This is a genomic window from Variovorax terrae (assembly GCF_022809125.1).
GTDB lineage: Bacteria > Pseudomonadota > Gammaproteobacteria > Burkholderiales > Burkholderiaceae_C > Variovorax_A > Variovorax_A terrae.
The window spans coordinates 1930336-1956324 of record NZ_JALGBI010000001.1 but is presented as its reverse complement, the minus strand read 5'-3'; the positions used below and the strand labels follow the sequence as shown (position 1 = coordinate 1956324).

The following is a 25989-nucleotide window of genomic DNA, read 5'->3' as shown; positions in this document are numbered from 1 at the left end:
GCACCTTCGGCGCTCCCCGCGCGACCCACAGTTCTTGTGGATAACTTTGTGGGCAAGTGGGGCTTGACAAGCCCGCGAGCCGCGCCGGCGCGTCGATGTGACAGATCGATGACATTTTGAGCAGAGAAAAACTGAATGAAATCAACAGCTTGCACCATGGAATCGGCTTTGGGCCCGGATCGCCCCGGCGCCATGGGCCCCGGACGGGCCTCTGTGGAGTATTACCCCACCAAAACCGACGGGAAAGCGCGGATTTGCTGATGGTGCAGGTGCCAACCCCAGCAATGACGCCACGAATCTGGCAAGTCGGCGCGCTGTGCCGCGCCGTGGCTGATGCGCTCGATGCGAGGTTCAATCCTGTCGCGGTGCGCGGCGAGATTTCGGGCTTCTCGCGCGCGTCCAGCGGGCATTGCTATTTTTCGCTGAAGGACGAAAACGGCCAGATCCGCTGCGCCATGTTCCGCCGCGCGGCCAGCCTGCTGGACTTCGCGCCGCGCGACGGCGAACTGGTGGAGGTGCGCGGCCGGCTCGGCGTGTACGAGCCGCGCGGCGACCTGCAGCTGATTGTGGAAAGCATGAGCCGGGCCGGGCAGGGGGCGCTGTTCGAGCAGTTCCTGCGCCTGAAGGCACGGCTCGAGGCCGAGGGCCTGTTCGACCCGGCCCGCAAGCGCCCGCTGCCGCTGATGCCGCGCGGCATCGGCCTGGTGACCTCGCCCGGCGCCGCGGCGCTGCACGACGTGGTGACCGCGCTGCGGCGGCGCGTGCCGCACATCCCGGTGGTGCTGGCGCCGGCGGCGGTGCAGGGCGCCGGCGCGCCGGCCGAGCTGGTGCGGGCGCTGTCGAGCTTGTACCCGCTCACGCCCGCCGGGCCCGGCCTGGCGCAGCAGGAGGCCCCGGTCATCGACCTGATCCTGCTGGTGCGCGGAGGCGGCTCGATCGAAGACCTGTGGGCCTTCAACGACGAGCAGCTGGCGCGCACCATCGTGCAAAGCCCGGTGCCCGTGATCAGCGGGGTCGGGCACGAGACCGACTTCACCATCGCCGACTTCTGCGCCGACCTGCGCGCGCCCACGCCCACGGCCGCGGCCGAGCTGGCGGCGCAGCCGCGCGAAGTGTGGCTGGGCGCGCTGGAGCTGCTCGGCGAGCGCCTGGGCGACGGCGCGCAGCGCCACCTCGACGGGCAGAGCCAGCGGCTGGACCTGGCCGCCTCGCGCCTGGGCCGGCCCTCGGGGCTGGTGGCGCGCCAGCAGCTTCGCCTGGGGCAGCAGGCGCAGCGCCTGCGCTACAGCGTGCTATCGAATCTGCAGCAGGAAAAGTCCACGCTGCAAGGACTTCAGGCCGATTTTCCTCAAAAAACGGGGCTGGCGCTGGCCCGCACCGGCGAACGGCTGGAGCGCGCCCGGCTGCGCCTCGGGCTGCTCGATCCGCGGCTCGTGCTGCAACGCGGCTACGCCTGGCTGGCCGATGCCCAGGGCGGCGCCATCACCAGCGTGCGCGGCGTGCGGCCGGGCGATGCCGTGCGGGCAACCCTTGCGGATGGCGAGGTTGATCTCACCGTGACACAGCAGCGCCTGATTTAATTCCTACAATCGCGCTTTCAGACAACAAACCACGAACGAGGAAACCATGGAACACACCCTGCCCGCCTTGCCCTACGCGATCGACGCACTGGCCCCGCACTACTCCAAGGAAACCCTGGAGTACCACCACGGCAAGCACCACAACGCCTACGTGGTGAACCTCAACAACCTGCAAAAGGGCACCGAGTTCGAGACCAAGACCCTGGAAGAGATCATCAAGACCTCCAGCGGCGGCATCTACAACAACTCGGCCCAGATCTGGAACCACACCTTCTTCTGGAACTGCATGGCGCCCGCCGGCGGCGGCGAGCCCTCGGGCGCGCTGGCCGCGGCCATCAATGCCAAGTGGGGCAGCTATGCCGCGTTCAAGGAAGCCTTCGTGAAGTCGGCCGTGGGCAACTTCGGCTCCGGCTGGACCTGGCTCGTGAAGAAGCCCGACGGCTCGGTCGACATCGTCAACACCGGCGCCGCCGGCACGCCGCTGACCACCGCCGACAAGGCGCTGCTGACGGTGGACGTATGGGAGCATGCCTACTACATCGACTACCGCAACCTGCGTCCCAAGTTCGTCGAGACCTTCCTGAGCAACCTCGTGAACTGGAAGTTCGCCGAAGCCAATTTCGCCTGATTTCCCCGGTACTGAACTAGGCCCCGCCCGCCGGCACGGCAGGTGGCGCGCCCCAGGGCCCGAAGAGCGATCTTCGGGCCCTTTTTGTTGGGCCGGCGCGCGGCCAGGACGCCAGTCTTGTAGAAGACCTGAAAAAAAGTGCGTTTCTCGGGGCCAAAATTTCGCATAACGGGATTCCATTGCGAAAATGCGGATATCAGGCCATCGCCTCAAGCACAATCCCATACATCACGCCCATGACTGTGCGTCGGGACGCAGGCCGGCGGCATGACCCTCCGTTTTTGTTACCAGAGAGACAAGATGAGCACCCAACAACCCACCATCATCTACACGCTGACCGATGAGGCGCCGCGCCTGGCCACGGCATCGTTCCTGCCCATCATCCGCGCCTTCGCGGCGCCGGCCGGCATCAACGTGGCCGAGAGCGACATCTCGGTGGCCGCCCGCATCCTGGGCGAGTTTCCCGACTTCCTGAGCGACGACCAGAAGGTGCCCAACAACCTGGCGGAGCTGGGCAAGAAGACACTGCAGCCCGACGCCAACATCATCAAGCTGCCCAACATCAGCGCTTCCGTCGCGCAGCTGATGGCCGCCATCAAGGAACTGCAGGCCAAGGGCTACAAGGTTCCCGACTTCCCCGAGGACCCCAAGACCGACGAGGACAAGGTCATCCGCGCGCGCTACGGCAAATGCATCGGCAGCGCCGTGAACCCCGTGCTGCGCGAGGGCAACTCGGACCGCCGCGCGCCTAAGGCCGTGAAGGAATACGCGCGCAAGAACCCGCACAGCATGGCCGAGTGGAGCCAGGCTTCGCGCTCGCATGTGTCGCACATGCATGCCGGCGACTTCTACCATGGCGAAAAGTCCATGACGCTGGACCGCGCGCGCGACGTGAAGATGGAGCTCATCACGAAGAGCGGCAAGACCATCGTGCTCAAGCCCAAGGTCGCGCTGCTGGACCGCGAGGTGGTTGACAGCATGTTCATGAGCAAGAAGGCCCTGGTGGCCTTCTACGAGAAGGAGATCGAGGACGCGCGCAAGACCGGCGTGATGTTCTCGCTGCACGTCAAGGCCACGATGATGAAGGTGTCCCACCCCATCGTGTTCGGCCACTGCGTGCGCATCTTCTACAAGGAAGCGTTCGAGAAACACGGCAAGCTGTTCGACGAGCTCGGCGTGAACGTGAACAACGGCATGGTGAACCTGTACGACAAGATCGCCACGCTGCCCACCGCGCAGCGCGAAGAGGTCATGCGCGACCTGCACGCCTGCCACGAGTACCGCCCCGAGCTGGCGATGGTCGATTCGGCCAAGGGCATCACCAACTTCCACTCGCCCAACGACATCATCGTGGACGCCTCCATGCCCGCGATGATCCGCAACGGCGGCAAGATGTGGGGCGCCGATGGCCGCCTGAAGGACGTGAAGGCCGTGATGCCCGAGTCGACCTTCGCCCGCATCTACCAGGAGATCATCAACTTCTGCAAATGGCACGGCGCGTTCGACCCCAAGACCATGGGCACGGTGCCCAACGTCGGCCTGATGGCCCAGCAGGCCGAGGAATACGGCTCGCACGACAAGACTTTCGAGATCACCGAGGACGGCGTGGCCAACATCACCGACCTGGCGACGGGCGAGGTGCTGATGAGCCAGGACGTGGAAGCCGGCGACATCTGGCGCATGTGCCAGGTCAAGGACGCCGCGATCCGCGACTGGGTCAAGCTGGCCGTCACGCGCGCGCGCAACTCGGGCATGCCCGTGGTGTTCTGGCTCGATGCCTACCGCCCGCACGAAGCGCAGCTCATCACCAAGGTCAAGATGTACCTGCACGAGCACGACACGACGGGCCTGGACATCCAGATCATGAGCCAGGTGCGCGCCATGCGCTATACGCTCGAGCGCGTGATCCGCGGGCAGGACACCATCAGCGCCACCGGCAACATCCTGCGCGACTACCTCACCGACCTGTTCCCCATCATGGAACTGGGCACCTCGGCCAAGATGCTGTCGATCGTGCCGCTGATGGCCGGCGGTGGCATGTACGAAACGGGCGCCGGCGGCTCGGCCCCCAAGCACGTGCAGCAGCTCGTGGAAGAGAACCACCTGCGCTGGGATTCGCTGGGCGAGTTCCTGGCCCTGGCCGTGTCGCTGGAGGATCTGGGCATCAAGAACCACAACGCCCGCGCCAAGCTGCTGGCCAGGACGCTGGATGCCGCCACGGGCAAGCTGCTCGACAACAACAAGAACCCCTCGCCCAAGACCGGCCAGCTCGACAACCGCGGCAGCCAGTTCTACCTGGCCCTGTACTGGGCCCAGGAACTCGCCGCGCAGACCGAGGACGCCGAGCTGGCGGCCAAGTTCGCGCCGCTGGCCAGGCAGCTTGCCGACAACGAGCAGAAGATCGTGGACGAGCTCAACGCCGTGCAAGGCAAGCCCACCGACATCGGCGGCTACTACATGCCCGAGCCGTCCAAGCTGGATGCCGTGATGCGCCCCAGCGCCGCGTTCAACGCCGTGCTCGCCACGATGACGGCCTGAGCCCGTTGCATACTGGCACTGCCTCGGCCACGGCCGAGGCCTGAAAGGCCGATTCGCCCCCGGGTGGATCGGCCTTTTGCCTTGTGGGCCGGATTACCGGCCCGCGAACGGCGTGCCGCCAAGCTTGAAGCCGGCCTTGATGCCTTTCTTGGCGAACCAGCCCTGGTTCATCTCCAGCACATAGCGCACCGGCTTCGTGGAGCAATGCGAATCGGTGGTCTGCGGCTTCATGTCGGCCAGGTTGACGATGGTGCCGTCGTCGGCCACGAAGGCGGCCGTGAGCGGCAGGATCGTGTTCTTCATCCAGAAGCATTGCGTGGACGGCTGCTCGAACGCGAACAGCATGCCTTCGTGCTGCGGCATCTCCTTGCGGAACATCAGGCCGATGGAGCGCTGGTCGGGCGTGAGCGCCACCTGGGCGTCGATCTGGTGCATGCCGGCCGACAGGGTGACGCGCGGCAGGTTCGTCTGGGGGGCGTCCTGGGCCTGGGCGGCGAGGAGGCTGGCGGCCAGCAGCAGGGAGACGGAATGCTTCATGGAAAGGCTCCGGGATGAAATGAAAATGCCCGTACGAGACGGGCATTTTCGCGGAAGTTGCAAACGAGGCGCGCGTTCTGGCAGAGGCGGCATTGAAAAAGGCGCCCGAAAGCGCCTTTTTCGATCTGCCAGGCAGACAGCTTACTGGGGCGTGCCGCCTTGGCCGGCCGGAGCCTTGTTCGGACGCTTGGCCTTGCGCTTGGCCTTCTTGGCGTCGGTTGCCTTCTCGGCCTTGGTTTCCTTGTGCTTGGCAGAGCCGCCAGCATCGGCAGCGCCGGGAGCGGGGGTTTCCTTGGGGGTCACGCCGGGCTTGGCCGCTTCACGGGCATCAACCTTGGCTTCCGCCTTGGCCTGGGGCTTCGTGGGAACCGCGCCGGGGGTGCCGGGGGTGCCGGGGTTGGCAGGGGTGCCAGCGGCTTGCTGGGCGAAAGCGCCCACGGAGAACAGGCCAGCGATCAGGACAGCGAGAAGTTTGTTCATTTGCGTGTTTCCTTGATGACGTTACTTGGAAAATTCCCTCCCTATGAGTGGAAGGCTCTACCGTAACGGGTCCGGTTTACGGGCGGTTGACAGGCTGGCCGCAATTTTTTCTAGCTAGAATCCCGAGAGACTTTGAGCAGGCTCTCAGGGTTTTGCCTAGCCCGCCGCCAGCGTGCCTTTCACCCCCACCGGAGACGTTTTCCCATGTACCAGCACATCAAGGTGCCCGCCGAAGGCCAGAAGATCACGGTCAATGCCGACATGTCGCTCAACGTGCCGGATCAGCCCGTCATCCCCTACATCGAGGGTGACGGCACGGGCCTCGACATCACCCCGGTGATGCTGAAGGTGGTGGATGCGGCCGTGGCCAAGGCCTACGGGGGCAAGAGGAAGATCCACTGGATGGAGGTCTTCGCTGGCGAGAAGTCGACCAAGGTCTATGGCCCGGACGTCTGGCTGCCCGAAGAAACCCTGCACGCCGTGCGCGACTACGTGGTCTCCATCAAGGGCCCGCTGACCACGCCCGTGGGCGGCGGCATCCGCTCCCTGAACGTGGCGCTGCGCCAGGAGCTGGACCTCTACGTCTGCCTGCGGCCGATCCAGTATTTCAAGGGCGTGCCTTCGCCGGTGAGGGAGCCCGAGAAGACCAACATGGTGATCTTCCGCGAGAACTCGGAAGACATCTACGCCGGCATCGAGTTCGAGGCCGAGAGCGACAAGGCCCGGAAGCTGATCAAGTTCCTGCAGGACGAGATGGGCGTCAAGAAGATCCGCTTTCCCAACACCTCGGGCATCGGCGTCAAGCCGGTCTCGCGCGAAGGCACCGAGCGCCTGGTGCGCAAGGCCATCCAGTACGCCATCGACAATGACAAGCCCAGCGTGACCATCGTGCACAAGGGCAACATCATGAAGTTCACCGAAGGCGGCTTCCGCGACTGGGCCTACGCGCTGGCGCAGAAGGAGTTCGGCGCCCAGCCGATCGACGGCGGCCCGTGGTGCAAGCTCAAGAACCCGAAGACCGGCAAGGACATCCTCGTCAAGGACAGCATTGCCGATGCCTTCCTGCAGCAGATCCTGCTGCGCCCGGCCGAATACAGCGTGATCGCCACCCTGAACCTCAACGGCGACTACGTGTCCGACGCGCTGGCCGCGCAGGTCGGCGGCATCGGCATTGCCCCGGGCGCCAACCTGAGCGACTCGGTCGCCATGTTCGAGGCCACGCACGGCACTGCGCCCAAGTACGCCGGCAAGGACTACGTGAACCCGGGCTCCGAGATCCTGTCGGCCGAGATGATGCTGCGCCACATGGGCTGGACCGAAGCGGCCGACCTGATCATCAGCTCGATGGAGCAATCCATCCTGAGCAAGAAGGTGACCTATGACTTCGCCCGCCTGATGGACGGCGCCACGCAGGTGAGCTGCTCGGGTTTCGGCCAGGTCATGATCGACCATATGTGATCGGCCGGCTGGCGGCCACGCCAGACAAGAACCGCCCGAAGGCTTGGCCCGGGCGGTTTTTTCATGGCGGCTTCAGCTTCCGCTGACGCTGGCGTGGAATTGCGGGGCCCGGACCCGCGAGCTGCGGGACTGGCGCGGGGGTGCGGGGGACGGCATGGCCGCAGGAGCGGCTGCGGGGTCGATGGTCTGCTGGATGTTCTGGGCCAGCAGGCCCTTGGGGCCTTCGGTGACGTCGAAGCTGACCTTGGAGCCTTGCTTCAGGGTTTTGAACCCCTCCATGGCAATGGCGGAAAAATGGGCAAAGACATCTGAGCCGCCGCCATCAGGCTCGATGAAACCGAATCCTTTTGCGTCGTTGAACCACTTGACAGTACCGGTCGCCATGGGAGCGGGCCTCCGTATTACCTCGATTTGAGTGTCGGAGAATTGAACGGGGGTGTCAATGCTCCTATGAACTAAAGTTCATGACACCAGGGGGCCTGGCTCGCGAGGTTTCGCCGCAGGCCCCTTGGCCCTTGGGCTGCCGCAGCGCTTGAAATGTGGCGAATGTGCCACCAATTCCCCCTCAGCCCGTGGCCCCGCAGCACGCTCGATAGAATGAAATTCATGGCAACCCAAAAACCTCCCGCCGCACCGGCGCCGCAAGTCCAGTCACCCGATGGGGACGACGGCGGCTCGGTCGTGCTGGAACGGCGCACACAGAAGGTCAAACCGCCGCAGATGTACCAGGTGGTGATGCTCAACGACGACTACACGCCGATGGAGTTCGTCGTGGTCGTGATCCAGGAGTTCTTCAGCAAGGACCGCGAAACCGCCACCCAGATCATGCTCAAGATCCACCTGGACGGCAAAGGCGTCTGCGGCGTCTATTCGAAGGACGTGGCGGCCACCAAGGTGGACCAGGTCCTGGAGGCGGCGAAGAAGGCCGGGCACCCGCTGCAATGTGTCAGCGAACCCGTTGAATAAATCAGGGTCGAACCCATCTAGATAGAGTTAAAGTCACTCAGCAAGGCAAAAGGAATTCACATGATTGCCCAGGAATTGGAAGTCAGTCTGCACATGGCCTTTGTCGAGGCCCGTCAGCAACGCCACGAGTTCATCACCGTGGAACACCTGCTGCTCGCTTTGCTGGACAACCCGAGCGCCGCCGAGGTGCTGCGCGCCTGCTCGGCCAACATCGACGACCTGCGCAAGTCGCTGGCCAACTTCATCAAGGACAACACGCCCCAGGTGGCCGGCACCGACGACGTGGACACCCAGCCCACGCTGGGCTTCCAGCGCGTGATCCAGCGCGCCATCATGCACGTGCAGTCCACCGGCAACGGCAAGAAGGAAGTCACCGGCGCCAACGTGCTCGTGGCGATCTTCGGCGAGAAGGATTCGCATGCCGTGTACTACCTGCACCAGCAGGGCGTGACGCGCCTGGACGTGGTCAACTTCATCGCGCACGGCATCAAGAAGAGCGACCCGCCCGAGCCCGCCAAGGCCGGCGAGAGCAATGCCGAGAGCGAAGAGGGCGGCGAAAAGAACGAGAAGTCCTCTCCGCTCGAGCAGTTCACCCAGAACCTCAACCAGCTCGCCAAGGACGGCAAGATCGACCCGCTGATCGGCCGTGAGTACGAGGTCGAGCGCGTGATCCAGATCCTGTGCCGCCGGCGCAAGAACAACCCGCTGCTGGTGGGCGAGGCCGGTGTCGGCAAGACCGCCATCGCCGAGGGCCTGGCCTGGCGCATCACGCAAAAGGACGTGCCGGAGATCCTGGCCGAATCCAACGTGTACTCGCTGGACATGGGCGCGCTGCTGGCCGGCACCAAGTACCGCGGCGACTTCGAGCAGCGCCTGAAGGGCGTGCTCAAGTCGCTCAAGGACAAGCCCAACGCGATCCTGTTCATCGACGAGATCCACACCTTGATCGGGGCCGGTGCGGCCTCGGGCGGCACCCTGGACGCTTCCAATCTGCTCAAGCCGGCGCTCTCCAGCGGCCAGCTCAAGTGCATCGGCGCGACCACCTTCACCGAGTACCGCGGCATCTTCGAGAAGGACGCGGCGCTGTCGCGGCGCTTCCAGAAGGTCGACGTGGTCGAGCCCACGGTGCAGGAGACCGTGGACATCCTCAAGGGCCTGAAGTCGCGCTTCGAGGAGCACCATGGCGTGAAGTACGCGGTGGCGGCCCTGCAGGCCGCGGCCGAACTGAGCGCCAAGTACATCAACGACCGGCACCTGCCCGACAAGGCGATCGACGTGATCGACGAGGCTGGCGCGGCGCAGCGCATCCTGGCGCCGAGCAAGCGCAAGAAGACCATCAGCAAGGCCGAGGTCGAGGAAATCGTGGCCAAGATCGCGCGCATTCCGCCTGCCAACGTCTCCAATGACGACCGCGGCAAGCTGCAGACGCTGGAGCGCGACCTGAAAAGCGTGGTGTTCGGCCAGGACAAGGCGCTCGAGGTGCTGTCCTCGGCCGTCAAGATGGCGCGCTCGGGCCTGGGCAAGGGCGACAAGCCGATCGGCTCGTTCCTGTTCTCCGGCCCCACGGGCGTCGGCAAGACCGAAGCCGCGAAGCAGCTCGCCTACATCATGGGCATCGAGCTGATCCGCTTCGACATGTCCGAGTACATGGAGCGCCATGCGGTGAGCCGCCTGATCGGCGCGCCTCCGGGCTACGTCGGTTTCGATCAGGGCGGCCTGCTGACCGAGGCCGTCACCAAGAAGCCGCACGCGGTGCTGCTGCTCGACGAGATCGAGAAGGCGCACCCGGACATCTTCAACGTGCTGCTGCAGGTGATGGACCACGGCACGCTGACGGACAACAACGGACGCAAGGCCGACTTCCGCAACGTCATCATCATCATGACGACGAACGCGGGCGCCGAGACCATGAACAAGGCCACGATCGGCTTCACCAACCCGCGCCAGGCGGGCGACGAGATGGCCGACATCAAGCGCCTGTTCACGCCCGAGTTCCGCAACCGCCTCGATGCGACGGTGAGCTTCAAGGCGCTCGATGAGAACATCATCCTGCGCGTGGTGGACAAGTTCCTGCTGCAGCTCGAAACGCAGCTGGCCGAGAAGAAGGTCGACGTCACCTTCACCGACAGGCTGCGCAAGCACCTGGCGAAGAAGGGCTTCGATCCGCTGATGGGCGCACGGCCGATGCAGCGCCTGATCCAGGACACGATCCGCCGCGCCCTGGCCGACGAGCTGCTGTTCGGGCGCCTGCAGGATGGCGGCCGCCTCACGGTGGACCTGGACGACAAGGACGAAGTCCAGCTCGACATCCAGCCGCTGCCCAAGAAGGAAGGCAAGGCCAAGCCCGAGCCCGAGGAAGCCACGACGGACTGAAGCCGGCATGGGCCGGGGCCCGCTCGCCATGGGCGGGCGTCAGTATGATGCACAGGCCGGTCGCGCGAAGCGACCGGCCTTTTTCTTCTTGACACGGATGTCCGATGTGGCCCCACCTGCCGGTTGACCGCCAAGCCCTGCTGGCCGCGCTGTCGATCGCGTGGGGCGCCTACATTGCCGTGTTGGCGGTCTGGATCGTGCTGCAGAAGCGCTCGCCGGCTTCCACCCTGAGCTGGATCGTCTCGATGGCCGCGCTGCCCTATGCCGGCTTCGCCATCTACTATTTCCTGGGGCCGCAGCGGCTGTCCAAGCAGCGGTTGCGCCGCCTGCGCAGCCAGGCCGCGCTGTTCGCGCAGGCCGACATCGACCGGCTGCGCCAGACAGGCATCCAGCCGCCGGTGGCGCTGCTGCAGATCGCCCGGCTGAGTTCGGCGGCGTGCGACATGCCGGTGGCCACGGCCCAGTCGGTCGAGCTGCTGGTGGGCGGTGCGCGTACCTACGACGCCATCTTCGACGCGATCCGCGCCGCGCGCCACCATGTGCACCTGGAGTACTACATCTACGAGCCCGACCACATCGGCACTGCGCTGCAGCAGCTGCTGATCGCCAGGGCGCGCGAGGGCGTCACCGTGCGCCTGCTGGTGGATGCGCTGGGCTCGCAGCGCCTCGGCCGGCGCTTCATGGCGCCGCTGCTGGCCGCGGGCGTGCAGGTGGCGCGCTTTCACGACACGCGCATCGGCCGGCGCCTGCGGCCCGTCATCAACTACCGCACGCACCGCAAGATCGTGGTCTGCGACGGCGCCGTGGGCTTCACCGGCGGCATCAACATCACCGACGAGGAAGACCCGCGCACCCGCGCCGATGCCTACCACGACGTGCACCTGCGCCTCGCGGGCAGCGTCGTGCATTGGCTGCAGATGACCTTCCTGGAGGATTGGGCCTACGCCACGGGCGAGCCGGCCAGCCAACTGGCCGACGACATGCCCGCGCTGCTGCCGGCGCTCGAACCCGGCCCGCACGCGGTGCAGATCGTCACCTCGGGCCCCGACAACGGGCTCGAAGCCATCCACCGCGCGCACCTCGCGGCGATCAACGCGGCCACCCGCCGCGCCTGGCTCACCACGCCGTACTTCGTGCCTGGCGAGGCCGCCCTGATGGCGCTCACCAGCGCCGCGCTGCGTGGCGTGGACGTGCGCGTGCTGGTGCCGCGGCGCAGCGACTCGCGGGTGGTCAGCGCGGCCGCCCGCTCGTACTACGACGAGCTGATGGCCGCCGGCGTGCGCATCTGGGAGTACAGGGCGCGCATGCTGCATTCCAAGACCCTGGTGGTCGATGACGCCTGCGCCTTCGTCGGCACGGCCAATTTCGACAACCGCAGCTTCCGCCTCAACTTCGAGGTCTGCGCCATCGCCTACGGCCCCGCGCTGGCGCAGGACCTGGCCCGGCAATTCGAGGCCGATCTGGCGTCCTCGGCGCCGGTCCAGGCCGACCGGCCCAGGCCCTTCGCGAGGCGCCTGGGCGAGGCGGTGGCGCGCCTGTTCTCGCCGCTGCTCTGAGGGTGCGCGGCGGGCGCGCCGCTGCGAGGCGCCGGGCTCAGCCTTCGTAGCGGCGGCGCATTTCGCGTGCGACCACGCGCTCGGGCCTCAGGCACGAGCCGCCGAGCCAGACCTCCTTGACCTGGCCCGCCGCGTCGCGCACCAGCCTCGCGCCTTCGCCATAGCTGGCGTAGCCGTTGGCCTGCGTCATCACGGCCCGGTCCCGGCCTTGCACCGTGAGTTCGGTGGCGTCGATGAATGGCGTGGTCATCGCTGGCGACACGGCGAACACCTTGTCGCGCATCGGCACCAGGTCGGTGGGTCCGAACAGGGACCACCAGCGGCCCGACCAGTCGCGCGTCGTCGCGCCCGGAGCGCCGTGCTCGGCAAAGGCCTGCAGGATCTGCAGCACGCCGTCCACCCAGGGCCAGGACAGCCCGTCGTTCGAGTTGGTCAGCACCGAGACCGACAGCTCCTGCCCGGGCACGGCGCAACTGCGCGAGACGAAGCCCTGCAGGCCGCCGGTGTGCCCGAACCAGTCCCAGCCCTGGTAGCTGCCCAGCATCAGTCCGAAGCCATACCAGCCCGGCGTGCTGCTGTGCGGCACCGGCCAGTGCCGGCGCTGCATCTCGCGCCGGCTCGGCACGCTCAGGACGCTGCGGGCGGCCGTGGGCATCAGCTGGGCGTAGAAGCGGGCCACGTCGGCCGCCGTGCTCACGAAGCCGCCGGCCGGGGCGATCGCGTTCGTGGCCTGGTCGCCGGGCACCACCACGCGCCGGCCCAGCAGCAACTGGCCCGAGTGCCCGCGGGCCAGCGGAAAGCGCGGGTTCGGCCCGGCATCGGGGTCGGTGTGGGCCAGGCCTGCGGCGTCGAGGATCTCGCGCTGCATCCAGTCGGCATAGCGCATGCCGGTGACCGCTTCGATGACTTGCCCGAGCAGGGCGAAGCCGTGGTTCGAATACTTGTGGCGGGTGTTGGCCTCGATCGCCGGCGGCTCGGCGAGCTGCTGCATCAGCGTGGCAGCGTCCAGGAACGGCCGCCGGTCCTGGAACTGGCCCGCGTCCGGCCCGTCGCGGGTCACGCCGGCGCTGTGCGAGAGCAGTTGCGCCAGCGTGGCGCGGGCCAGCACGGGGTGCAGGCCGCCGACATGCCGGCCCACGGCGTCGTCAAGCTGCAGCCGGCCCTGCTCGCGCAGCTTCAGGAGGCCGGCGGCGGTGAAGCTCTTGGAATGCGAGGCGATGCGAAAGCGGTGCCCCGTGGTCAGCGGCGTGCGGCGCAGCGCGTCCGCGTGCCCCAGCGCCAGGTCGAGCACGACGCGCTGCCGGTGGCAGATCGCCAGCGCGACCCCGGGGCGCTCGAAGGCCCGCAGCTGGAACTCGAGCCAGCGCGGGAGATAGTCGAGGGCGGCCTTCAGCCAGGACTCCATGGGGATTGCCTTTCTTTTGCCGGTTCTTGTTCCGAGGGCACGCGGCAGGGGCCGCGGGCGGGTATTCTCGCAGCTTGTGCGGTTGGCCGCGCTGGTTCTTCCTTTCAAGCAAACGTCCCCCGAATGCCTTCTCACACCTTTCTCTGGCACGACTACGAGACCTTCGGCGCCAACGTGCGCCGCGACCGGCCTGCGCAGTTCGCGGCCATCCGCACCGATGCCGAACTCAACGAGATCGGCGAGCCGATCATGCTGTACTGCCGGCCCGCCAACGATTTCCTGCCCGAGCCCGAGGCCTGCCTGATCACCGGCATCACGCCGCAGTTGTGCCTGGAGCGCGGCGTGCCCGAGCATGCATTCGCCGCGCGCATCGAGCAGGAACTGGCCGCGCCCGGCACCATCGGCGTGGGCTACAACACCATCCGCTTCGACGACGAGATCACGCGCTTCATGTTCTGGCGCAACCTGATCGATCCCTATGCGCGCGAATGGCAGAACGACTGCGGCCGCTGGGACCTGCTGGACGTGGTGCGCACGGCCTACGCACTGCGCCCCGAGGGCATCGAATGGCCGCGCCACCCCGACGGCAAGCCCAGCTTCAAGCTCGAGCACCTGAGCGCGGCCAACGGCCTGCTGCACGAGGCCGCGCACGACGCGCTCTCGGACGTGCGCGCCACCATCGCGCTGGCGCGGCTGATCCGCACGCGGCAGCCGCGCCTGTTCGACTTCTGCCTGGCGCTGCACAAGAAGGACCGCGTGGCGCAGGAGCTTGGCCTGCCGGCCACCGCGCTGACGGCGCGGCCGTTCCTGCACATCTCGGGCATGTTCCCGCCCGAGCGCGGCTGCCTGGCCGTGATGTGGCCGCTGGCCAGCCACCCCACCAACCGCAACGAGCTGATCGCCTGGGACCTGGCGCACGACCCGCGCGAACTGGCGCTGCTCGACACCGCGACCCTGCGCACCCGGCTGTTCAGCCGCGCCGACGAACTGCCCGAGGGCGTGACGCGCCTGCCCGTCAAGACCGTGCACCTCAACAAGTCGCCCATGGTCATCGGCAACCTGCGCACGCTGACGCCGGCCCTGGCCGGGCGCTGGGGCATCGACCTCGATCAGGCGATGGTGCATGCCGAGGCCGCCGCCGCGCTGCCCGACATGAGCGCGATCTGGCCCGAGGTGTTCCGCCGCCCCGAAGCGCCGGGCCGGCCCGATGTGGACGAGGACCTGTACGGCGGCTTCGTCGGCAACGGCGACCGCCGCCGCCTGAACCATCTGCGCAGCCTGGCGCCCGCGGCGCTGGCCGAGGCCCGCAGCAGCTTCGACGACGGCCGGCTGGAAGAGCTGGTATTCCGCTACCGCGCGCGCAACTTTCCCGACACGCTCACGCCCGACGAGCAGGCGCGCTGGGAGGCGCACCGCGCGGCGCGGCTGCTCGAAGGCGAGGGCGGCGCGCTCAGCTTCGATGCGCTGTTCGCCCGGCTGGACGAGCTGGGCGCGCAGGCCGACGAGCGTGGTGAGGCCTTGCTGGGAGCGCTGTACGACTATGCGGAGAGCATCGCCCCGGCGCAGTAAGCTCAAGACCCGATGCGCCGCCCAGGCGGCGGCCCGCGTGCCACGATGAACGACGATCCTTCCCTCGATGCCCTGGTGGGTTTTGCCACCCGCCACCCGCGCCTGTTCGTGCTGACCGGCGCCGGCTGCAGCACGGCCTCGGGTATTCCCGACTACCGGGACCGCAACGGCGACTGGAAGCGGCCGCCGCCCGTGACCTTCCAGGCCTTCATGGGCGACGAGGCCACGCGCCGGCGCTACTGGGCACGCAGCCTGATCGGCTGGCGCGTAATGGGGCAGGCCCGGCCCGGGCCGGCGCACCGCGCGCTGGCCCGGCTGGAGGCCGCTGGCCGCGTCGAGCTGCTGCTGACGCAGAACGTGGACGGCCTGCATGGCGCTGCCGGCAGCCGCCAGGTGGTCGATCTGCATGGCCGCGTGGACACGGTGCGCTGCATGGACTGCGGCGCCCGCCAGCCGCGCGCGCAGCTCCAGCAGGAGCTGCTGCACCGCAACCCGGCCTGGGCGGCGCTGCAGGCGCGCGCAGCGCCCGACGGCGACGCCGATCTCGACGGCCTCGATTTCTCGGCCTTCGAGGTGCCGGCTTGCCCCGATTGCGGCACCGGCCTGCTCAAGCCCGACGTGGTGTTCTTCGGCGAGAACGTGCCGCGCGAGCGGGTGGCGGCCGCGCTGGCGGCCTTGGCGCAGGCCGATGCGCTGCTGGTGGCCGGCTCCTCGCTCATGGTCTATTCGGGCCTGCGCTTCGTCCAGGCCGCGGCGGCGGCGGGCAAGCCCGCGGCCGTGGTCAACCTCGGGCGCACGCGGGCCGACGATCTGTTCGCGCTCAAGGTCGGGCACGACGTGGGCCAGACCCTGGAGGCCCTGGCCGGGCGGCTGCAGGCCTGACGGGTGCTCATCCTAAGTGCTATGAAATGAATAGCATGAAATGTCCTCGGGACAAGGACATGAAGCCGATTTCCCTTGAAAAACGGCGCTGGATGCCCGCGCCGGCCCGGTTGGGCCCACCGCGCCGGGCCTCGCGGCCTCAATCGCGTGCGTTGAACTTGACGGCAGCGTGGGTGCCGTCGCAGAACGGCTTGTTGTTCGACTGCCCGCAGCGGCACAGCGTGACCCGGTTGCGCACCTCGTAGGCAAAGCCGTCGGACGACACCACGGCGATGCCGCCGCGCAGCCACAGCGGCCCGCTGCACTGCTCGGCCGGGTCTTCCACGAGGCCGATGGACAGCGGCAGGACCGGTTCGATGAACTGCCCGGTGGCCTTGTCCCAGGCCGCCAGGCGGCCCGAGTGGCAGTGGCCGACCTGGCGGATGAACATCGTGCGCACCCGGGGATCGTGGGTCTGCGCCACCTGGCTCCAGACCTGCCCGTGCGGGTCGCAAAAGCGCCCGAAGGCGCAGAGCCCTTCGGCATCGGCCAACTGCATGGCGGGGCCGTCGAGCACCTTGGCCTGGCTCAGGAACGGTTCGCGGCTGGCCGTCTCGGTGCCGTCGAAGCCGACCCGGCTGTGGGAGCCGTCGCAATAGGGTTTGTGGCCCGACTGCCCGCAGCGGCACAGCGCGCAGTTCGCCTGCACCGGCAGCGGCTCGCTTTCCTCCCAGCGCTCGGACCCGCCCTGGGCGTCGGTGCCGATCGTCTGCGTGGAAATTGGAACGGCCCCCTTCACGAGGTAGGGCCCGTCCTTGGAAACGACCACCGTGATCTTTGCGCCATGAGTCGCCATGTCGACATCCTCCACTGTTGCATCGGGCCTGTCCGCGGTCGTTTTCAGGGAGCGTTGCGCCGGCCCGGCCTCCTGAAAAGACCCCGAACAGATGCGCGAAAAGAGGAGGGCGCGGCCGTACCGCGCAGTGTAGGCCGGTTCGCGCCGGAGGGGGCTTCTCCAAAGGTAAAGAGCTGTACGGCGGGAACCACCGCCAGGTGGAGGCGGCAGAATACGGCCCCATGAATGATGAAACCCAGTCCCGCCCCTCGCTGCCCGACCGCCTGTCGGTCGATCCGCGCAGCCCCCATCACGTCGCCGCCGTGTTCGAGCATGGCATCGGCATCCGCTTGAACGGCAAGGACCACACCAATGTCGAGGAGTACTGCATCAGCGAAGGCTGGGTCAAGGTGCCCGCCGGCAAGACGGTGGACCGCAAGGGCAATCCGCTGATGATCAAGCTCAAGGGCAAGGTCGAGGCGTTCTACCGCTGAAGGGCACGCCTCCGTGCGCCAATCCAGGCGCTATTGTTTCGATAGCATGAAACGTCCTGTGGACAAGGACCTTCGGGTGTTTTTGCTTGAAATCGGGGCGCCGGAGCCGCCGGACGCCCCATCCCGGTGATGCGGGAAGGGCATTGCCCCGCTGCTCAGTCCACCAGGCCCACGAACACGTTCTGCACGTCGTCGTTCGCGTCGATGGCCGCCAGGAAGGCCTGCACCTCCTCCAGTGCCATGGCATCCAGGCTGGCGGCGCTGACCGGGTTCTTGGGCCGGTAGCCCAGCTTGGCCGACAGCACCGTGAAGCCCTGGGCCGGCAGTGCGCGGCTCACGAGGTCGAGATCGGTCGGGTCGGTCAGGAACAGGGTGGTGCCGTCTTCCTCGCCCGGCTCGAAGTCCTGGGCGCCGGCTTCAATCGCGGCCAGCTCGGGGTCGGCACCGGCCGCCGCGGGTTCGGCCTCGATCAGGCCCACGTGGTCGAAATCCCAGGACACCGAGCCCGAGGTGCCGAGCTGGCCCTTGCGGAACAGCACGCGCATCTCGGGTGCGGTGCGGTTCACGTTGTCGGTCAGGCACTCGACCATCACCGGCACGCGGTGCGGCGCGAAGCCTTCGTACATCACATGCTCGAAATGCACCGCCTCGCCCGTGAGCCCGGCGCCTTTCTTGATGGCCCGCTCCAGCGTGTCCTTGGGCATGGACACCTTGCGTGCCTGCTCCACCACCAGCCGCAGGCGCGAATTCGAGGCCGGGTCGGCGCCGTTGCGCGCCGCCACCATGATGTCCTTGGCCAGCCGCCCGAACAGCCGGCCCCGGGCATCCGCGGCCTGTGCCTTGCCTTTTGCTTTCCACTGCGCGCCCATGTTCGATATTCCTTAAGTTGTCGTTTGACGGATTGAGCCTTGCAGTTTATGCCAGGGGGAGGGCGGCGCCTACAATCCTGCGCTCACTTCAACCCCACCCGCCATGCCCATGACCGATGCCGAAGACGGCGCAGACAGGATCCAGGAACCCCGCCTCTGGCGCGACAGCGGCTGGACGGCGCGCGTCATCAAGAACGAGGACGACGACGGCTGGGCCGTGGCCATGACCCCGGACGGCCAGGCGGAGCCCGCCCTGGTGGGCCCGTGGACCATGGGGCGCGACAAGAAGAACCCCAAGCCGCTGGACGTGCCGGCCTTCAACACCCTGGTCAAGACCGCCGCCGAATTCGTGCGGCGGCACGAGCAGCAGCTGCACGCGCTGCTGCACCAGCAGATCGACATTGCGCACGCGGGCGGCCGCATCGGCGTCTCGCTGGACATCGAGCCCGACGACGAGAATCCCTCGGCCCTGCTGCGCGCCCACGATGCCGCGGGCGAGCTGCTGGCCGAGGTGCGCGTGGCACCGTCCTTCAAGCTCAGCCGGGCCAGCGCCAGCGCCTGGGCCGAGGCCGGCTTCAGCGCAGAGGCCGTGCGCAGGGCGTAGCCGGTGCCGCAGCGGCCCTGAGGCCTTTGCCGCGGCCGGCCGGCAGGCTTTGCGGGGCGCTCCTAGAATTCCCCGTCGATCTCCACCGCAGGCACGCCGCATGACTTCTCCCGCCCCCGCTTCCCGAATGAAAGTCGCCGTCATGGGCGCCGGCGCCGTGGGCTGCTACTACGGCGGCATGCTGGCGCGCGCCGGGCATGAGGTGGTGCTGATCGCGCGGCCCCAGCATGTGGAGGCGATCCGGCGCGACGGCCTGCGCATGGAGACCCGCAGCTTCGACGAGCCGGTGCGCCTGGCCGCCAGCAGCGAGCCCGAGGCCGTGCAGGGCGCCGATCTGGTGCTGTTCTGCGTCAAGTCCACCGACACCGAATCCGCCGGCGCCCAGATCCGGCCGCTGCTATCGGCCGACGCGCTGGTGCTGTGCCTGCAGAACGGCGTGGACAACGCCGACCGCCTGCGCGCGGTGCTGCCCGGCACCGCGGTGGCCGCCGCCGTGGTCTATGTGGCCACCGAGATGGCCGGCCCCGGCCACGTCCGGCACCATGGCCGCGGCGAGCTGGTGATCGAGCCCGCCGGCCATGGCAACAACAGCAGCCAGGCCGTGGCCCAGGCCTTCATTGCCGCCGGCGTGCCCACCGAGCTGTCCGACAACGTGCGCGGCGCGCTGTGGGCCAAGCTGATCCTCAACTGCGCCTACAACGCGGTCTCGGCCATTGCCCAGCTGCCCTACGGCCAGACCGTGCAGGGCGTGGGCATTCAGGACGTGATGCGCGACGTGGTGGCCGAATGCCTGGCCGTGGCGAAGGCTGAGGGCGTGCAGGTGCAGGGCGATGCGCACGCGGCGGTGGAAAAGCTTGCCGCCAGCATGCCCAGCCAGTATTCATCCACTGCGCAGGACCTGGCGCGCGGCAAGCGCAGCGAGATCGACTACCTCAACGGCCTGATCGTGAAGCGCGGCGAGGCGCTGGGCGTGGCCACGCCGGCGAACCGCGTGCTGTGGGCGCTGGTGAAGCTGCTGGAGGGGAAGGCGCGCTAGGCTTTCGCCGCGCCGCTGCGCTGGTCCACCGCGGCGAGCAGGCTGTCGCGGCAGCGCTCCATCAGCCTGGAGAAATACGCCGAGCGGCGCCAGAACAGCCCCAGGTGCGTCGTCCAGGCGCCGGCCGGCGGCGCCAGCACCGCGAGGCCGCTTCCCATGGGCGTGTTGAGGGTGTCGATGCTCATCGCCGTCAACACGTCAGACGTCCGCACCAGGGTGGCCAACGCCGCGGGCGAGGCGTCCGCTTCGACGAACACCTTCGGCGGCGCGAGCCCGGCGGATGTGAACATGGAGTCCACCCAGGTGCGCAGGACGATGTTGGCCGGCGGCAGCAGCCAGGGCTGCTGTGACAGGTCTTCGAGCGTGAAAGGCCGCCGCTGGAGCCAGTGGCCCTTGCGGGAGACGACATGCGTCTGCTGCTGCCACAGCGGCAGAAAGCACAGCTCGTCGGGCACCTGCGCCGGAATGGACGCGATCGCGAAGTCCAGAAGGCCGGCCTGAAGGTCCTGCAGCAGGCGGCTGCTCAGCTGCACGGTGACGAAGAACCGGATGGGGTCGTGGGCCGTCAGCAGGTTCTTCAGCACCGGTGCGACAGCCGTGTCGACGGCGGTCGGAACGGCGCCGAGCCGCAACTGCCCCGAGCGGCCGGACTTCATGTCGCCGATCTCCGTCAGGGTGTCGTCGGCCACCTGCTGCAGCGTTTTGCTGCGCGCGTACAGCACGCGGCCGAACTCGGTGAGCGCCACCCCGCGCGCGGTGCGCTCCAGCAGGCGGACATCGAGCGAGGTTTCCAGCCGGCGGACCAGCTTGGTCAGCGCGGGCTGCGTGACGCCCAGCGCTGCGGCAGCCACGTGCAGGTTGCCGGCCTCTGCAATTTTCATGAACACCTGGAGATCTCTGGAATGCATGCCGCGCGGCCCTCGTGCCTGATTACTTGAAGTTATCACAATCGGCCGAACCGGGCCACGCGCTCCGGGACGCGGCTTCTACACTGCCTTTCACCGAAGACAAGCCACGACCCAGCGCCCATGACCACAGCCCCCCCACGACACAATTCCTCGGCCCATTCCGTGCGGATCGGCGGCGCCTGCGCCTTCGTGGGCGACAGCATTCTCGGGCCGCGCCAGCTCGTGGCGGTTCCCGGGATGCAGTACCTGGTGTTCGATTACCTGGCCGAGATGACACTGTCCGCGTTTGCCCATGCGCGCCAGCAGGATGCGCAGCTCGGCTACGCGACCGAGTTCGTGGAGCTGACCCTGCGGGATATCCTGCCTGCCTGTGCACGCCACGGCATCAGGATCGTGGCGAACGCGGGCGGCCTGAATCCCGCCGGTTGTGCGCAGGCGCTGTCGAAGCTGCAGAAGGAGCTCGGCACGCACCTCAAGGTCGCCTACGTGGAAGGCGACGACTGCAGGCCCCTGATGGACGGGCTGCGCGCCACCGGCACGCCCGATTTCTATACCGGCGCGGCCATGCCGGATGCGCTCGACAGCGCGAACATCTACCTCGGTGCGCTGCCGATTGCGCGGGCCCTGGCCATGGGCGCGGACATCGTGGTGACGGGCCGCGTGGTGGACAGCGCGACCACGCTGGGTGTGCTCATCCACGAGTTCGGCTGGTCTCCCGCCGACCACGATGCCCTGGCGCTGGGCGCGCTGGCCGGCCACATCCTGGAGTGCGGAACGCAGGCCACCGGCGGCGTGCACACCGACTGGCGCGACATTCCCGATTGGGAAAACATCGGCTATCCCTACATCGACTTCCGCGGCTGCGGCGACTTCACGGTGCGCAAGCCCGAGGGCACCGGCGGCCGCATCACCTGGGGCACGGTGTCGGAGCAGATCCTCTACGAGGTCGGCGACCCGGCGCGGTATGTGCTGCCGGACGTGACCTGCGATTTCACGCAGGTCACCGTCGCCGAAACCGGCCCGGATGAAGTGCTGGTGCGCGGCGCGCGCGGCAGTGCGCCGACCGACACCTACAAGCTCACGGCGAGCTATGCCGACGGCTACCGGTGCGTGGCGCAGGTGGCCGTGTTCGGGATCGATGCGCTGGCCAAGGCGCGGCGCAACGGAGAAGCCTTGCTCGGGCGCGCGCGCACGATGGTGGCCGCGCAGGACCTGGGTGATTTCGGGAAGGCCGCAGTCAGCGTGATCGGCGCCGAGGACAGCTACGGGCCCCGTGCCTCCGGTGCCAGCCTGCGCGAGGCGGTGGCGCGCGTGGCCGTGACGCACAAGAAGCGCGAAGCGCTCGAACTGTTCTCGCGCGAAGCCCGCGTGCCGGGCGTCTCGTTCGCCCCGGGCACCACCAGCGGCAGCGCCCTGAACCTCAATAGCCGGCCGGCCGTCGAGCCGCTGTACCGGCTCTACACCTGCCTCGTGCGCAAGTCGCAGGTGCCTTCGCCGCGCGTCGTGCTGGAAGGGTGCAGCGAGGCCGTGGCAGTGCCGGGCGGCGTGGCGGTGGATGCGCCGCCGCAACCCATGCCTTCCACGGACGCTTGCGCGCCGCGGCAGGGCGCGGGCGGGCCCAGGGTGCCGCTCGTGCGGCTGGCCTACGGCCGCTCGGGCGACAAGGGAAACATGTCGAACATCGCGATCATCGCCAGGCACCCGTCCTACCTCCCCCTGCTGGAGGCCGCGCTCACCCCGGCGGCGGTCAAGGCCTGGCTGGGCCATCTGGTCGAAGGCCCCGTCGTGCGCTACGCCGTGCCCGGCATGCATGCGCTCAATTTCCTGCTCGACGGCGCACTCGACGGCGGCGGGCCTTCCTCGCTGCGCATCGATCCGATGGGCAAGGGGATGGCGCAGCAGCTGCTTGAATTTGAAATCGAGGTCCCGCAAGGGCACCCACTACTTTGGAGCCATTGATGCTGGAGCTTTATTACGGCGCAGGAACCTGTTCGTTCGTCATTCATGCGGGGCTCGAGATCATCCGCTCGCTCACGGGCACGCAATACACCAGCCACCGGGTGAAGGTGCACCAGGGCGAGCAGCGCACGCCGCAGTACCTCGCCGTCAACCCGCAGGGGCAGGTGCCGGTCCTGGTGGCCGACGGCCAGCCGCTGACGCAGGTCGTGGCGATCTGCGACTACCTCGACCGCCGATTCCCCGAGGCGCAGATGCTGCCCACCGATCCGTGGGAGCGCGCTCAGGCGATGTCGCAGCTGGCCTTCATGAACAACACGGCGCATCCGACCTTTGCGCACGTGTTCATGTCGCACCATTTCGGCGAGGGCGAGGCCGTGCAGGCGGAGCTCAAGCGTTTCAACCGGCTGCGCTTTCGCGAGCACCTGGAGCGCATCCAGCAATGGGTGCCGGCCGGTGACCCGGATGGCTGGTTCGGCGGGCACCCGGTGTTTCACGATGTCTACGCGCTCACGCTGCTGCGCTGGGGCGGCCTCGCAGGGATCGATCCCGACTCGCTGCCGCGCCTCTGGGCGCATTCCCGGCGTGTTGCCGCCAGCGCACCGGTGGCGGCGACGCTGGTGGACGAGCGGCTGGAACTCAATGTCTACCGCCAACCCGGCTGAGATGGCACAAGACCCTTCACAGGCCGAGGCCGCGCTGCGTGCGCTGCAGGGCCTCACGGTCCCCGCGCTGATCGAACGCCGCGCGCGGGAGATGCCGTTTCGCATCGCCTTGTCGGCGTGCTCGGCGGCCGGCGGGCGCGACCGGCTGAGCTACGCCCAACTGGCCAGGGCGATGCGCCGCGTGGGCGCCGGCCTGACGCTACGCCAGGTGGGCCATGGCGACAGGGTGGCCGTGTACCTGGGCAACAATGCCGGGCGCGAAGCCGTGCTGACGGCGCTCGGCTGCATGGCGATCGGCGCCGTGGTCGTTCCCCTCAATACCCGCAGCGCGCCCGACGAACTGCGGCATGCGCTGGAACTGGTGCGGCCCGTCGCCGTGGTGACGACGGCGGAATCCGCCGAGCGCCTTCGCAGCGTCTGCGCCGTCCCGCTGATGCTGGTGGACGCGCACGCCGCCGGTGCCGCCGCATCGATGGCGTGGCCCGAGCCAACCATCAGGAGCGGGCCTGCCGAACACCGTGGCACGGTGGCGGCGCAAGATGCGGCCTGCCTGCTCTTCACATCGGGAACCACATCGCGCCCGAAAGCGGTGGTCCACACCCATCGCAGCATGCTGCATGCCGGGCTGGCCATGGGGTCCGCTCTGGGCCTGCATCAGGACGACCTGTACCAGGGCGCTTTTCCGTTCTTCACCAGTTCCTGCCTCAACTTGGCCTGCATGTCCACCTGGGTGCATGGCAGCGGGTTCGTCATGGAGGGAGAGCTTGGCAATGCGGACCGCCTGCGCCTGATCGAGAGCGAGTGCACCACCGTGTACCACGGCGTTCCGTCCGTGCTCCAGTTCATGCTGGACGAGGCAGAGCGCGGCGCCTACGACCTCGCGCGGGTGCGAAGAGTCGCCTATGGCGGCGCGGCGATGCCGGCGTCCGCCATCGAACGGATGGCGCGGCAATGGCCCGGGATGGAGCAGATCCATGTCTGGGGCATGACGGAAAGCGGCCCGGCGGGTGCGTGGCTGCCACCGCAATGGCTACCCGCCAAGGCGGGGCTGATGGGGCAGGCGATGCCGTATTGCGAATTGCAGGTCTGCGACGCCGCCGGACAGCCGGTGCCGCGCGGCGAGATCGGTGAGCTGTGTTTTCGCGGGCCGAGCCTGGCCGCGGGCTACTTCGAGGATGAGCCCGCCACGGCTCAGGCGTTTCGCGATGGCTGGCTGTGCAGCGGCGACCTCGTCGCCGAGGACGAGGACGGGCTGCTGCTGTTCATCGACCGCAAGAAGGACGTGATCAACCGGGGCGGCTTGAAGATCTCGTCTGCGGCCGTGGAGTCGGTGCTGCTGCGGCTGCCGGGCGTTGCCGAGGCGGCCGTGGTCGCGGTGCCACATCCCGTGCTGGGGGACGACGTCGCCGCCTGCCTGGTGCTGGCGCCCGGTGCCGTGCTCGACCCGCAGCAGCTCGCGGCCCACTGCGCGCAGCATCTCGCCGACTATGCAGTGCCGCGCCACTGGATCAGCCTCGCGGCGCTGCCGAAGAACCCGATGGGCAAGATCCTCAAGCGTGAATTGCGAGAGGCGGTGCTTGCCGGCACCGCCGCGACAACCCTTTTGGCTACAGCGCCCCAGGCAAATGACAAGGTGAACCCCCAGGAGACAACATGAATATCTACCGCAGACAACTGATCTCGATGCTGCCCGGCGCCGCCGCGGCGGCGTGCCTCGGCCCCGCGCTTTCCACCCTGGCGTGCGCGGACGAGCCCGTCCGGCTGGTCATTCCTTTCCCGGCGGGCGGCGTGACGGACGCGGTCGGGCGCAAGGTGGCCGACGGGTTGCGCGAGCTCTGGGGCACGATGGTCCTGGTCGAGAATCGCGGCGGCGGCTCCGGCATCGTGGCCGCCAACGCGGTCAAGGGTGTGCCCGCGGACGGGCGCACGCTCTTCTTCGGGTATGCCGGCACGCACGCGGCCAACGCCAGCCTGTTCAAGAACCTGCCGTACAACCCGGTCGCGGATTTCACGCCGATCGGCATGATCGCGGACACGGCGCTGCTGATCCTGGCGAGCGCTTCCGCCCCCTACAAGGACCTGGCCGGCCTCATCGCCTATGCAAAGGCGAACCCGGGAAAACTGAGCTTTGCCACGACGGGCATTGGCAGCCCCTCGCACCTGGCGCTGGAGTGGCTGAAGGCGCGCGAGGGCCTCTCGATCACGAGCGTGCCCTACACCAGCAGCCTGGCCCAGCTGGTGCCGGACCTGATCTCCGGAAGAACCGATGGCTACTTCGCCGCCCCGCTCGGCGTGACGCAGCACATGAAGACCGGCAAGCTGCGTGCACTCGCGCTCACGGCGGATGCCCGCCTGCCGGGGCTGGAGGAGGTTCCCACCACGGCGGAGGCGGGGCTGCCCGGTTTTCTCTATTCGTCCTGGTTCGGCCTGCTGGCGGCTGGCAAGATCCCCGCGGCGAAGGCGAAGGCGGAGGCGATGAGCAAGGACCTGCAGACGGTGATCCGGTCCGCGGCGTTCCGGCAATGGTGCCAGGAGCGGTTCATGCGGCCTCTGCCCACGACCGGAGCCGAGTTCGCCAGCTTCATGGCCAAGGAGACCGAATTCCTGCGCCAGATCATCGTGACCGCGAAGGTCACGCTCGACTGATTTCCCTTCACAGCCTTTCTTTCTC

23 protein-coding genes are annotated in these 25989 nt (G+C 68.0%); 16 read left to right on the top strand and 7 right to left on the bottom strand.

What is annotated here, in order from left to right; genetic code table 11:
* Positions 1-260 precede the first annotated feature (260 nt).
* From xseA to MMF98_RS09210, 3 genes are all read left to right on the top strand, one after another.
* Positions 261-1580, top strand: coding sequence for an exodeoxyribonuclease VII large subunit (gene xseA / locus MMF98_RS09220; protein WP_243305981.1), 1320 nt, complete (start codon positions 261-263; stop codon positions 1578-1580).
* Positions 1581-1626: 46 nt separating this feature from the next.
* Positions 1627-2208 (top strand): Fe-Mn family superoxide dismutase, encoded by a 582-nt coding sequence (locus MMF98_RS09215; RefSeq protein ID WP_243305980.1) that lies wholly within the window; start codon positions 1627-1629, stop codon positions 2206-2208.
* 300 nt (positions 2209-2508) lie between these two features.
* A complete protein-coding gene (locus MMF98_RS09210; RefSeq protein WP_243305979.1) occupies positions 2509-4746 on the top strand; it encodes an NADP-dependent isocitrate dehydrogenase in 2238 nt (745 codons plus the stop codon).
* A gap of 93 nt (positions 4747-4839) precedes the next feature.
* Here MMF98_RS09210 and MMF98_RS09205 read toward each other — a convergent pair whose 3' ends face one another.
* Together MMF98_RS09205 and MMF98_RS09200 are read right to left on the bottom strand one after the other, a co-directional pair.
* The gene (locus tag MMF98_RS09205) at positions 4840-5283 is read right to left on the bottom strand and encodes a DUF192 domain-containing protein (protein WP_243305978.1); all 444 of its coding nucleotides are present in this window, start codon (positions 5281-5283) and stop codon (positions 4840-4842) included.
* A 141-nt stretch (positions 5284-5424) separates the two neighbouring features.
* On the bottom strand, positions 5425-5763 hold the full coding sequence (locus tag MMF98_RS09200; protein ID WP_243305977.1) for a cell envelope biogenesis protein TolA: 339 nt from the start codon (positions 5761-5763) through the stop codon (positions 5425-5427).
* A 204-nt stretch (positions 5764-5967) separates the two neighbouring features.
* Between MMF98_RS09200 and icd the strand changes: the two genes are divergently transcribed.
* The gene (gene icd, locus MMF98_RS09195) at positions 5968-7221 is read left to right on the top strand and encodes an NADP-dependent isocitrate dehydrogenase (RefSeq protein WP_243305976.1); all 1254 of its coding nucleotides are present in this window, start codon (positions 5968-5970) and stop codon (positions 7219-7221) included.
* A 72-nt stretch (positions 7222-7293) separates the two neighbouring features.
* Here the strand turns inward: icd and MMF98_RS23800 are convergent, their stop codons facing one another.
* Positions 7294-7605, bottom strand: coding sequence for a cold-shock protein (locus tag MMF98_RS23800; RefSeq protein WP_279343550.1), 312 nt, complete (start codon positions 7603-7605; stop codon positions 7294-7296).
* A gap of 213 nt (positions 7606-7818) precedes the next feature.
* Here MMF98_RS23800 and clpS point away from each other — a divergent pair, with 213 nt between their 5' ends.
* The 3 genes from clpS (at position 7819) to cls (ending at position 12116) form a co-directional block, all read left to right on the top strand.
* Complete coding sequence (clpS, locus tag MMF98_RS09185; RefSeq protein WP_243305975.1) at positions 7819-8187, top strand: ATP-dependent Clp protease adapter ClpS; 369 nt, start codon at positions 7819-7821, stop codon at positions 8185-8187.
* A 60-nt stretch (positions 8188-8247) separates the two neighbouring features.
* On the top strand, positions 8248-10560 hold the full coding sequence (clpA, locus tag MMF98_RS09180) for an ATP-dependent Clp protease ATP-binding subunit ClpA (RefSeq protein WP_243305974.1): 2313 nt from the start codon (positions 8248-8250) through the stop codon (positions 10558-10560).
* Between the two features lie 104 nt (positions 10561-10664).
* Positions 10665-12116, top strand: a complete 1452-nt coding sequence (cls, locus tag MMF98_RS09175) for a cardiolipin synthase (RefSeq protein ID WP_243305973.1) — start codon at positions 10665-10667, stop codon at positions 12114-12116.
* 37 nt (positions 12117-12153) lie between these two features.
* Here cls and MMF98_RS09170 read toward each other — a convergent pair whose 3' ends face one another.
* Positions 12154-13521 carry a serine hydrolase domain-containing protein gene (locus MMF98_RS09170; RefSeq protein ID WP_243305972.1) on the bottom strand — a complete coding sequence of 456 codons (1368 nt, stop codon included), beginning with the start codon at positions 13519-13521 and terminating at the stop codon, positions 12154-12156.
* A gap of 123 nt (positions 13522-13644) precedes the next feature.
* Between MMF98_RS09170 and sbcB the strand changes: the two genes are divergently transcribed.
* Positions 13645-15090, top strand: coding sequence for an exodeoxyribonuclease I (gene sbcB, locus MMF98_RS09165; RefSeq protein ID WP_243305971.1), 1446 nt, complete (start codon positions 13645-13647; stop codon positions 15088-15090).
* Between the two features lie 45 nt (positions 15091-15135).
* Positions 15136-15972 carry an NAD-dependent protein deacetylase gene (locus MMF98_RS09160; protein ID WP_243305970.1) on the top strand — a complete coding sequence of 279 codons (837 nt, stop codon included), beginning with the start codon at positions 15136-15138 and terminating at the stop codon, positions 15970-15972.
* A gap of 139 nt (positions 15973-16111) precedes the next feature.
* On the opposite strand, the gene MMF98_RS09155 is transcribed toward MMF98_RS09160, so the two are convergent.
* Positions 16112-16807 (bottom strand): CDGSH iron-sulfur domain-containing protein, encoded by a 696-nt coding sequence (locus MMF98_RS09155; RefSeq protein WP_243305969.1) that lies wholly within the window; start codon positions 16805-16807, stop codon positions 16112-16114.
* Positions 16808-17028: 221 nt separating this feature from the next.
* Here MMF98_RS09155 and MMF98_RS09150 point away from each other — a divergent pair, with 221 nt between their 5' ends.
* On the top strand, positions 17029-17280 hold the full coding sequence (locus MMF98_RS09150) for a DUF3297 family protein (protein ID WP_243305968.1): 252 nt from the start codon (positions 17029-17031) through the stop codon (positions 17278-17280).
* A gap of 155 nt (positions 17281-17435) precedes the next feature.
* On the opposite strand, the gene MMF98_RS09145 is transcribed toward MMF98_RS09150, so the two are convergent.
* Complete coding sequence (locus MMF98_RS09145) at positions 17436-18149, bottom strand: YebC/PmpR family DNA-binding transcriptional regulator (protein ID WP_243305967.1); 714 nt, start codon at positions 18147-18149, stop codon at positions 17436-17438.
* Positions 18150-18258: 109 nt separating this feature from the next.
* On the opposite strand from MMF98_RS09145, the gene MMF98_RS09140 reads away from it, so the two are divergent.
* Positions 18259-18753: a hypothetical protein gene (locus MMF98_RS09140; protein ID WP_243305966.1), complete on the top strand. Its 495-nt coding sequence runs from the start codon at positions 18259-18261 to the stop codon at positions 18751-18753.
* Between the two features lie 127 nt (positions 18754-18880).
* Positions 18881-19789, top strand: coding sequence for a ketopantoate reductase family protein (locus tag MMF98_RS09135; RefSeq protein WP_243305965.1), 909 nt, complete (start codon positions 18881-18883; stop codon positions 19787-19789).
* On the opposite strand, the gene MMF98_RS09130 is transcribed toward MMF98_RS09135, so the two are convergent.
* Positions 19786-20697: a LysR family transcriptional regulator gene (locus tag MMF98_RS09130; RefSeq protein WP_279343549.1), complete on the bottom strand. Its 912-nt coding sequence runs from the start codon at positions 20695-20697 to the stop codon at positions 19786-19788. The genes MMF98_RS09135 and MMF98_RS09130 overlap by 4 nt on opposite strands.
* A gap of 120 nt (positions 20698-20817) precedes the next feature.
* On the opposite strand from MMF98_RS09130, the gene MMF98_RS09125 reads away from it, so the two are divergent.
* From MMF98_RS09125 to MMF98_RS09110, 4 genes are read left to right on the top strand one after another with little or no spacing between them, the layout of a single operon-like run.
* Positions 20818-22656, top strand: a complete 1839-nt coding sequence (locus MMF98_RS09125) for an acyclic terpene utilization AtuA family protein (RefSeq protein ID WP_243305963.1) — start codon at positions 20818-20820, stop codon at positions 22654-22656.
* Positions 22656-23318: a glutathione S-transferase family protein gene (locus tag MMF98_RS09120; protein ID WP_243305962.1), complete on the top strand. Its 663-nt coding sequence runs from the start codon at positions 22656-22658 to the stop codon at positions 23316-23318. Before MMF98_RS09125 ends, MMF98_RS09120 begins: the two co-directional genes overlap by 1 nt.
* Positions 23296-24975, top strand: coding sequence for a class I adenylate-forming enzyme family protein (locus tag MMF98_RS09115; protein WP_243305961.1), 1680 nt, complete (start codon positions 23296-23298; stop codon positions 24973-24975). Before MMF98_RS09120 ends, MMF98_RS09115 begins: the two co-directional genes overlap by 23 nt.
* Positions 24972-25964 (top strand): Bug family tripartite tricarboxylate transporter substrate binding protein, encoded by a 993-nt coding sequence (locus tag MMF98_RS09110; RefSeq protein ID WP_243305960.1) that lies wholly within the window; start codon positions 24972-24974, stop codon positions 25962-25964. Before MMF98_RS09115 ends, MMF98_RS09110 begins: the two co-directional genes overlap by 4 nt.
* The last annotated feature ends 25 nt before the right edge of the window (positions 25965-25989 follow it).

Coding starts and splice junctions, on each gene's coding strand:
- MMF98_RS09120 (WP_243305962.1), top strand. CDS start 22,656: ATGCTGGAGCTTTATTACGGCGCAGGAACCTGTTCGTTCGTCATTCAT.
- MMF98_RS09135 (WP_243305965.1), top strand. CDS start 18,881: ATGAAAGTCGCCGTCATGGGCGCCGGCGCCGTGGGCTGCTACTACGGC.
- MMF98_RS23800 (WP_279343550.1), bottom strand. CDS start 7,605: ATGGCGACCGGTACTGTCAAGTGGTTCAACGACGCAAAAGGATTCGGT.
- MMF98_RS09205 (WP_243305978.1), bottom strand. CDS start 5,283: ATGAAGCATTCCGTCTCCCTGCTGCTGGCCGCCAGCCTCCTCGCCGCC.
- MMF98_RS09130 (WP_279343549.1), bottom strand. CDS start 20,697: ATGCATTCCAGAGATCTCCAGGTGTTCATGAAAATTGCAGAGGCCGGC.
- MMF98_RS09170 (WP_243305972.1), bottom strand. CDS start 13,521: ATGGAGTCCTGGCTGAAGGCCGCCCTCGACTATCTCCCGCGCTGGCTC.
- MMF98_RS09150 (WP_243305968.1), top strand. CDS start 17,029: ATGAATGATGAAACCCAGTCCCGCCCCTCGCTGCCCGACCGCCTGTCG.
- MMF98_RS09145 (WP_243305967.1), bottom strand. CDS start 18,149: ATGGGCGCGCAGTGGAAAGCAAAAGGCAAGGCACAGGCCGCGGATGCC.
- MMF98_RS09125 (WP_243305963.1), top strand. CDS start 20,818: ATGACCACAGCCCCCCCACGACACAATTCCTCGGCCCATTCCGTGCGG.
- MMF98_RS09155 (WP_243305969.1), bottom strand. CDS start 16,807: ATGGCGACTCATGGCGCAAAGATCACGGTGGTCGTTTCCAAGGACGGG.
- cls (WP_243305973.1), top strand. CDS start 10,665: ATGTGGCCCCACCTGCCGGTTGACCGCCAAGCCCTGCTGGCCGCGCTG.
- MMF98_RS09115 (WP_243305961.1), top strand. CDS start 23,296: ATGTCTACCGCCAACCCGGCTGAGATGGCACAAGACCCTTCACAGGCC.
- clpA (WP_243305974.1), top strand. CDS start 8,248: ATGATTGCCCAGGAATTGGAAGTCAGTCTGCACATGGCCTTTGTCGAG.
- xseA (WP_243305981.1), top strand. CDS start 261: ATGGTGCAGGTGCCAACCCCAGCAATGACGCCACGAATCTGGCAAGTC.
- sbcB (WP_243305971.1), top strand. CDS start 13,645: ATGCCTTCTCACACCTTTCTCTGGCACGACTACGAGACCTTCGGCGCC.
- MMF98_RS09110 (WP_243305960.1), top strand. CDS start 24,972: ATGAATATCTACCGCAGACAACTGATCTCGATGCTGCCCGGCGCCGCC.
- MMF98_RS09140 (WP_243305966.1), top strand. CDS start 18,259: ATGACCGATGCCGAAGACGGCGCAGACAGGATCCAGGAACCCCGCCTC.
- MMF98_RS09210 (WP_243305979.1), top strand. CDS start 2,509: ATGAGCACCCAACAACCCACCATCATCTACACGCTGACCGATGAGGCG.
- MMF98_RS09215 (WP_243305980.1), top strand. CDS start 1,627: ATGGAACACACCCTGCCCGCCTTGCCCTACGCGATCGACGCACTGGCC.
- MMF98_RS09160 (WP_243305970.1), top strand. CDS start 15,136: ATGAACGACGATCCTTCCCTCGATGCCCTGGTGGGTTTTGCCACCCGC.
- icd (WP_243305976.1), top strand. CDS start 5,968: ATGTACCAGCACATCAAGGTGCCCGCCGAAGGCCAGAAGATCACGGTC.
- clpS (WP_243305975.1), top strand. CDS start 7,819: ATGAAATTCATGGCAACCCAAAAACCTCCCGCCGCACCGGCGCCGCAA.
- MMF98_RS09200 (WP_243305977.1), bottom strand. CDS start 5,763: ATGAACAAACTTCTCGCTGTCCTGATCGCTGGCCTGTTCTCCGTGGGC.